The sequence below is a fragment of the Kluyvera sp. Awk 3 genome (assembly GCF_028069715.1).
GTDB lineage: Bacteria > Pseudomonadota > Gammaproteobacteria > Enterobacterales > Enterobacteriaceae > Kluyvera > Kluyvera georgiana_A.
Genome location: NZ_JANEWH010000047.1, coordinates 25,911 through 34,031 on the forward strand (window position 1 = coordinate 25,911; position 8,121 = coordinate 34,031).

Below are 8,121 nucleotides of genomic sequence, written 5' to 3' on the forward strand. Positions count from 1 at the left end.
CTTAATGGAAACTGTGTTCTTCGCCCGGATAAACGCCGGACTCCACTTCAGCAATATACTGCCGCACTGCGGCGCGCATGTCGCCCGCCGTGCTAAGGAAATTTTTGGCGAATTTCGGAATATGGCCGCCGGTGATGCCGAACGCGTCGTGCATCACCAGGATCTGCCCGTCGGTGACGTTACCCGCGCCAATACCAATCACCGGAATCGACAGCGCTTCGGTCACGCGTTTCGCCAGCTCAACCGGCACGCACTCCAGCACCAGCAGCTGTGCCCCTGCCGCTTCCAGCGCCAGCGCGTCGTCCAGCAGCACCTGGCCTGCGTCGCCGCGGCCCTGTACCTTGTAGCCGCCAAAAATATTGACCGACTGCGGCGTCAGCCCCAGATGGCCGCAGACCGGTACGGCGCGGTCGGTGAGCATTTTCACGGTATCCACCAGCCATGCGCCGCCTTCGATTTTGACCATGTTGGCACCGGCGCGCATCACCGTAGCAGAGTGCTCAAACGCCAGTTCCGGCGTGGCGTAGGCCATAAACGGCAGATCGGACAGCAGCAGGCAGTTCGGCGCGCCGCGGCGTACCGCGCGGGTGTGGTAGGCGATGTCTTCAACGGTTACCGGCAGGGTGGAGTCGTGCCCCTGCACGGTCATGCCCAGCGAATCACCGACCAGCATCACGTTGATGCCTTCATCGGCGAACAGTTTGGCAAAGCTATAGTCGTAGGCGGTAATCGTCGCGAAGCGCTTTTTTTCCTGTTTGCATTTCTGCAGCAGGGCGATAGTAGTGGGTTTGCTCATAACCTCTCCGGCCATCATAAAAACAAATAGATTGGCCGCATTGTAGGGGAAGAGGAGGGAGAGTGTTAGCCCTTTATGGGCAAATCCCGGCGGCGAGAGACACCAGGATTTGCCGTTCAAAGGTCAAGGGTAGGTGATAGAAAATACGCCGGTGGCGTAAAATTTGCCGGACAGTATTTTCTCATTACTGTCGCGCTTCATTGTCGCGTTAAATTTCAGGCTCTGGGTGGTGGTGACAATACTTCCTCCGGAACCCGCGATACCGGTTGAGGTGTCGGTTTGCTCTTCGTAGTCCTGATAAACCGAGGTATCGTCGTTCGGAATCAGCACCATTTCATCACTGACGCTATTAGCCAGCCCTTTAATTTGCAGCCCCACGCCATCGGCTTTTCCTGATATCAGGGTATTTCCCAATAATGTGGGATCTTTGCCGGTGGTTCCGGCGATCAGTTTGACGGCAATATTGCGCACCCGGCTACAGCCGCTGAGTTCGATACTAAACGGCACCGGGGTGGCGCCGTTGATTATCTCGTTTGGGCTATAGGAACCCATCGAAACCGTTGTTCCTTTGACGGTATCGCCACTGAGTACGGCGGCCGAGCAGGTTGGCAGTGAAATCTTTACGTTATCGGTAGAAGCGATAACATCAATGTAGTAAGACAAAATATCAGGGCCAGGATTAGGGTTATGAAAGCGGTAAGAATATGACCCATTGCTGAGCAATGAAATCGACTCACTACTTTGTGGATCAAAGCTGGCATCGTTATAGAAGTCGATGTAGGCGGTGCCGGTGATGCCACCGATGGGCATATATCCATTTATTAACGAGTCATCAGCGCAACCGGTTGTGGTTTTGGTTCGTGTCATTGTTTGCGTCGGCTGATCGCCCACATATAATTCTGCTGGCGCGAATGAGATTCCCCACGAACCAGGGTTATGAATCCTGAATGTAAAATACAGACCGGTGATGTTCGTTTTGAGCAGTTTATGACCGCCGTAGGTTAATCCGGAATCAACAAAGTTATTCTCTACCACAAGGTCTGCGCCCGTGGCGCCATTATTGGTGGTGCAATAAAGCATACCGGTACCCGAGTTGGCGGTGTCTGAATTCAAGCTTAATACAACATTGCTTGGCTGAAGCGTGGCGGACTTGTAAAACACCAGCGTCTGGTTTCCCGAAAGAGAATATTTCAGCGTACGAGAACCGTCGCCATTCGGCCCTTCCCGGTCATAGGAACCAACGTGCGCCTTGTTTCCAACGATATATGTTTTCGCACCATCTGCCGATATGGCGTCAGTGGCCAACAGGCTCAAACAGATGAAGGCAACCGCTTTCAGTTTATTAAGCTGGTGGGGATTATACATTTCCTTATGACCCTCTTATTATTCGTAATAGACAGAAACCAGCACGCTGGATTTGATTTTTCCCCCGGTAACGGAGCGGGAAGCCACCACCTTTTGCATCCGGGCATAAAACGTATATTTTGCGTTGGTGTAATCAGCTTGGGTGACGTTATAAACGCTGCGCGGCGTGCCGTCGGTGTTCAGCACGTTAAAGATATTTTGCTCGTCGTGAGTGGAGAAAATCACCACCCCCACGTTATCTGGCCCGGTTTTGTCTTCGTTGGCAAATATTTGCCCGGAATAGGGGGAGAAACTGCCTGACAGCGGCGCAAACTGGAAAGTGATTTGCATTGGCGTTTTGCCGCCCACGGAAGCGCAGTTATTCACCTCAATATAGAACGTTCTGCCGCCAGCCAGAAAATCTTCCGGTGTTTCATTGTTGGCAAAATAGTCCTGACTTACGGTGCCGAGATCGACCGTGCCATTATTATCGAGACTAATCTGGCAGCTTGGGTTAATGATATTGGCCTTAATCTCCATGCTGGTATCGGCCGCGCAGAGCAACGGTATGGCGCATAACGCCGGAGCAAGCAACGAAAGTAAGCGTTTCATCATGGTGTTACTCATACTCGACGGTAAAAACGGTTTGGGTTGAAAACGCGCCAGGCTGAAGGTCGACGATGCTTTTCCCTGTCTCAAAGACGATACGGGTGCTGAGTGGCCAGGAAACGGTTTGATCATCTATCGCCTCGCTGACATCAACGGTAGATTTGGGTTTGGTATTGCAGTTGAGCTGGGTGCTACCCGCGCCCGCTGGCGTGGCGGTGGTCCAGACTTCCGCCGCCACGCCGGTGGCGGCGTCGGTGCCGCTCAGGCTGTTTTTAAAGCCCGCGCCGTTGCCCGCGGTTCCGCCGCAGCCGCTCTGCCCGCTGAGCGTCACCAGCGCCTGTGATTTAATCAGCCCTTCACAGTCGCTGAAAACCAGTGAAAAGCGTTTTACGTTAGTTTTTTTGACGATTTCCGGCACGTACACGTCGCCAATATCAATCACCGTGGCTGGACGGTTATTGCTATCGTATAGCTGCGTCGTGCAGGTACTGGGGGTTATCGTCGTTTTTACGGTGAGCTGCGTGGTGCCCGCTGCAAGGAGTTGACCGCTCAACGTGAGCAGCAGCGCCAGACACAGTGAAAAAATACGCGGCATCGTGAACGTCCTTGTTATTGATAGGTAAAGGAGAAGGTGGCGTTAGCCTGAAATACCCCCGCAACGGGAGGGGCCGTGGTCAGGCGACGGAATGAAACGGAGAGATCCATTCCGTTGGTTATTTGATCGCTGGTCCATGTGACGCTCTGAGCGCCATTGAGCTTGATGCGTTGGCCGTCGGTGCCGCCTTTTGGTTTAATTGCCATCGAGACGTTTTCGGCGTAGCCGCTGATGCTGGTATCGTTATCGATAAAGTAGATGTTTCCGGAGTTAACGTTGCCGCTAATGGTCATCACGATACTGACGATTTCGTTATTACATTCGGCGGGCATAAGTTTGAAGCTGCCTTCCGTATTGGCGGTCTGGTTGATGATATCCAGCACGGACATTTGAGGAACATTCAGCGTGTAGCCGTCGGCTACGCTGCCGCTAGCCGTCGCGCTTCCCAGCGCCGTTATCGTCATGGCGCAGGTGGTTTCTTCCACCGTGGCGTCAAAATTGACCGACAGGTTTTGCGCGTGCAGTTCGCCGGCCAGAAGGAGCAGCGTGACCAATGAAACCGGGATGTAAGAAGGCGCTCTCATTATCTCCTCCTGAGATTATTCTATTTGACAAACGGCGGCGTTGACGATGGGCATCTGCCCTTTGTCTGCGTCAGTTTGCGGTAGTTGATAATGTGCCTTACAGCTCTGCGGCTGATTTTTCACCGTCCAGCGCACCACGATATCGCCTTCATCCTCCACGCCGCGTACAAACGCCTGACCGCCCTGACCAACGGCGCCCAGCGATATACCCTTGGTATCAAAGACGCTGGCGGCGAAAGGTAGCGGCTGGCCGTCGCTGCGCGTGAGGTTAAAGATGGCCGAACGACGCTGGTCAGTTTCAAAGGTGCTGAAAATCACCGCGCCCTGGCGGGGAACAACGGTGGTACTGGTGCTCTTCATTTCGACATCGTTATCCAGCTCGCTGATGTCCAGCGAGACGGTGTTTTCCCGGTAAGGCGTCAATGAGCTGAAGATGCCATAGCCAAAGCGGTCGACGGTGTTGCTGCCATAGCCAATTCGTGCCCCTTGTGCTCCTGGCGCGTTCACCACCAGCAGCGTATCGTTTTCATTGAAACCGTCGCCGGAGAAGGTTAGCCCGCCGCGGTGCAAGACGAAGCCGCCATCGGTGCTCAGCGAGTACTGACGGGACTGGTCGTTGCTGGCCGAGGCGGAACCGGAATAGGTGCCCCATGGCGACTCATACGAAGCATAGGTGCCGACGGTGGAGAGGTTCTGATCGCCATTCACCCGGTTGTAGCCCGCGTTCACGCTGTAGTTCCAGCGATTATCTTTGCTGTTGCCGTTCACCGTCGTGTTGTACTGATCGTTGCCTTTCAGATCGCTGTTCACCGAGCTGCTCAGCGAGTTGAAACCGCCGCTGCCCGACTCTTTACCAAACAGTTTGTCGAGAGGGACGTTCAGCGTCAGGTAGATAGCGTCGTCTTCCTCGCCTTCCTCATCGTAAGAACGTTGAATGCCAACGCTGTAGCTTGCCCACTTAAAGCTGTTGCTGTAGCCGAATGAAAAGCTGCTCTGGCTATCATTGGTGACCCAGTAGCGGCTCCATGTCCCGGTCAGGTAAAAGGAACCATAGTCATTTTTACCGTCGCGTAATGACTGGTTCATACTCAAATTGACCTGATCTTTCAGTCGGCTATAGCTATTCATGTTCTGGTATTCATCGTGCGTCATATGCTTCGCGCTATCGATTAGCTCCATCGCATCAGTCAGGCTGAGGTAATTTTTGGTGGTATAGCGATAAGCCGCGATGTTCAGCGAGGTGTTGGTTGGCGCGAAGAATTTATTCCACGAGATACGGTAACTCTGGCCGGTATAGGTTTTTATATTGGGTATGGTGGTTTGCGAATGCGTCACATCGAGGGAGAAAGCGCCCAGGACGGTGTTCATACCCACGCCAAGCAGACCGGCATAGTAGTCGTTATCGGTGATCTGAAAACCGGTATAGCCGGTAAAGGTGTTATTGAAGCCGTAATAAAAGGTTCCCTGCGCCAGCATCGGCGCTTCGACCAGATCGTCTTGCTGAATTTCACCGAGGCTCATATCCCAACTGCCGACGCCTGGGTGCATCATTTGCACCAGCGAGGAATAGGGCTGGGTAAAGGTTCGTTTAGAGCCGTCGGCTTCTTCAATGGTGACCACCAGATCGGCGCCGTAGCCGCCGGGAGTAAAATCGGTCAGCTCAAACGGCCCCGGCGGGACAGTGGTTTCGTAAATTTTATAGTTGTTTTGCGTGATAGTGACTTTCGCGTTGCTTCTGGCAACGCCATGCACGCTGGGGGAGTAGCTGGCCAGGACTGGCGGCAGCATTAACGTTTCGCTGTATAAGCGAACGCCGCGCACGCTCACTGAGTCGAAGGTATTGCCGGAAGTCCCTTGTTCGCCCACGGCAAATTGCGAACGCAGCGCCGGAATATCATGTTGCACGTAGCTGTGCTGCAGATCGAAAGACCCGCCTTCATCGTTGCGCCAGGAGTAGTTGCCCTGTGAACGCAGATGCCAGCCCCCGAGGTTGATCCCCGCGTTCAGGCCGGAGTAGAAGCTATCGTCGGAGTCATCGGCATATTCATTGTGCCAGGCGTTGGCGTTATACGAGAACATCGCTGCGTTAACGCCATCTTCCCAGAAGGAGGGGTCGATATAGTTGCTATAGCTCTTCTCTTCCCACGCCTGGGGAACTGAAATATTCAGTAGCTGATCGTTGACGTTATACTCGATTGACGACTGCGGTATCAGTTTGGCCAGGTCCAGGCAGTTTTCTATATCACTGTCGCGCTTTTGCAGAATGCCTTCGTTGCCTTTGTATTCCGGCTGGCGAATATGCAGGCGCATCAGCATGGATGGTGTAATACAGGCTCTGGCGCTGCGTTTATCCCCCATATCAATAAACGTCAGTTGCATATTGCCCGCGGTTTGATTGTTTACACTGACACCCACATCATAGGTGCCGGGAAGCGTCGCGTTACCGTTAGCATAACGATCCAGGTCGATACCGTTTGCGGAAGTGCCCATCAGGAATGTCCGATCGAACTCCAGGTTTTCTTCGGACCGGGCGTAATGGCTGGAGGTCAATATGCAGCAGGCGATAGCCCAGGCAAGCCGGGTTATCTGGCATTTTTTTGATACGCGTGACATAGCTTTCCCACAGTAAAGAATAAACCGCAAATGAATTACAGAGAGGCGTTGCCGCTGATATCACCGCCAAAATCGCTGATTGCGTGGTATTCAAGCCTGGCTGGCGACGGCGGCGTGTTCAGCCCTTTGATGGGGAAATCGGCGCTGCTTTTCGGCGCAACCATCGTGGCCGTGACTTCATATTTTTTGCCCGCGCTTTCCAGCGCGATGGAACTGAAAGAGACAAAATAAGGCGTAGGGTTAGTGACATGAACGACAGCGCCCGTCGCGGCTTTTTTGGCCTGCCAGGTGAGCTTCTCTGGCGCTTTTGATGATGTTTCCGCCAGGCCTTCCGGGCGGTAGAACAGCTTAATGCGCGTGCGGAACGCTAACTGCAGCAGGTTCTTACCTTTAGCATCGGCTTCGCTGGGTTTAGGGGGGATTTCCAGCGCGTTAAACCAAAATACGCTTTCCCGGTCTTTGGGCAGCGCAATACTGCCGGTATAGGTAAATTTCACCGTCTGGCCGCGTTTGGCGTCAATGCGCGAAACGGGAGGCGTCACGGTAAAGGGAACCTGAATGGTGCTGGGATCTTCGTTATCTTTACCGTTATCCAGCCAGCTTTGTACCAGCAGCGGTCTTTCTCCTTTATTCTCCATACGAATAGAGGCATCTTTCTGCGATTCTTTATAAATAATTCGGGTACCGGACAGGACAATATCGGCGCTGGCCTGTGTGCAATAGGCCATGCTCAATACGCAGAGTAAACAGTGGGTAAGATGACGCATCCTGGTCATATGCTTTCCTTAATATTTATTAAAGGAAATAGCCGTGGCCATTTCCTTTTTCAGGCTTATATCACGACTAACAACACGGAATTAGTTGTAGGCAATGGTGTAGGCCGCGTTGGTTTTAACAAAGCCCGCGGTGACCGGCACGACAACCGGTGTTGCGGTTGGATCGGTCTGGGCGACGTACGAAGCGACGAAGCTCCACTGTGCTTTTTTGCTGGTATCAAAGGTTTGGGTGTGGGTATCTTTACCGTCAACGGTCACCATGGTGTAGGTGCCCGTCGTCGGGTTTACTTCGTGGATAGCCACATTCACGCCCTTCGCGGCATCAGTGATACTTTCGTCGTTATTCAGCGTACCCTGGCCGTTGCTGCGGAACTGGGAGGTCATGGTCAGGTTAGCTTTTGTCTGGGTTTCAAAGCCGGCTTTGCTGCAGTCAACGCTGATGGTGAAGGCTTTCGCTTTCGCGCCAACGCTGTTGGCTTTTACCAAACCTGCACTATTCACTTCAGCAACGGAAGCGGTTTCCAGCTGGATCTGGGCATCCTGAGCGCCGTTGTTTACGCTCATCACGCAGGTGTTGTCGCTAACCAGACCGGCGAAGTCAATCTGGCCGCCATCTAATGCAAAAGCAGAAGAGGAAAGCGTTGCCGCAGAAAATGCCAGGGAGATGACAAGTAATTTTTTGTTCACAATTAAACGTCCTTTTAAATAAATCAACGGTGAGTGAAAATAAATTTTTCACCGGGTAAGCATACGTTATTCAATTTCGCTGAGTAAAATAAGCAAGGTGTATGTTTCTCTTCCATG

General features: G+C 53.0%; 8 protein-coding genes. All 8 read right to left on the reverse strand.

Annotation, left to right across the window (positions count from 1 at the left end):
- Window position 1: 1 nt before the first annotated feature.
- Window positions 2-796, reverse strand: coding sequence for a 3-methyl-2-oxobutanoate hydroxymethyltransferase (gene panB, locus NNN71_RS11810; protein ID WP_167576746.1), 795 nt, complete (start codon window positions 794-796; stop codon window positions 2-4).
- 123 nt (window positions 797-919) lie between these two features.
- Complete coding sequence (locus NNN71_RS11815; RefSeq protein ID WP_271458550.1) at window positions 920-2,161, reverse strand: fimbrial protein; 1,242 nt, start codon at window positions 2,159-2,161, stop codon at window positions 920-922.
- An 18-nt stretch (window positions 2,162-2,179) separates the two neighbouring features.
- The gene (locus NNN71_RS11820; protein WP_271458551.1) at window positions 2,180-2,755 is read right to left on the reverse strand and encodes a fimbrial-like protein; all 576 of its coding nucleotides are present in this window, start codon (window positions 2,753-2,755) and stop codon (window positions 2,180-2,182) included.
- 4 nt (window positions 2,756-2,759) lie between these two features.
- A complete protein-coding gene (locus tag NNN71_RS11825) occupies window positions 2,760-3,344 on the reverse strand; it encodes a fimbrial protein (protein WP_271458552.1) in 585 nt (194 codons plus the stop codon).
- Between the two features lie 14 nt (window positions 3,345-3,358).
- Window positions 3,359-3,928 (reverse strand): fimbrial protein, encoded by a 570-nt coding sequence (locus tag NNN71_RS11830; protein ID WP_271458553.1) that lies wholly within the window; start codon window positions 3,926-3,928, stop codon window positions 3,359-3,361.
- Between the two features lie 15 nt (window positions 3,929-3,943).
- Window positions 3,944-6,541: an outer membrane usher protein gene (locus NNN71_RS11835; protein WP_271458554.1), complete on the reverse strand. Its 2,598-nt coding sequence runs from the start codon at window positions 6,539-6,541 to the stop codon at window positions 3,944-3,946.
- 35 nt (window positions 6,542-6,576) lie between these two features.
- Entirely contained in the window at window positions 6,577-7,317 is a 741-nt protein-coding gene (locus tag NNN71_RS11840) for a fimbrial chaperone (RefSeq protein WP_442910514.1), read from the reverse strand.
- 81 nt (window positions 7,318-7,398) lie between these two features.
- Window positions 7,399-8,004, reverse strand: coding sequence for a fimbrial protein (locus NNN71_RS11845; RefSeq protein WP_163448019.1), 606 nt, complete (start codon window positions 8,002-8,004; stop codon window positions 7,399-7,401).
- Window positions 8,005-8,121 lie beyond the last annotated feature (117 nt).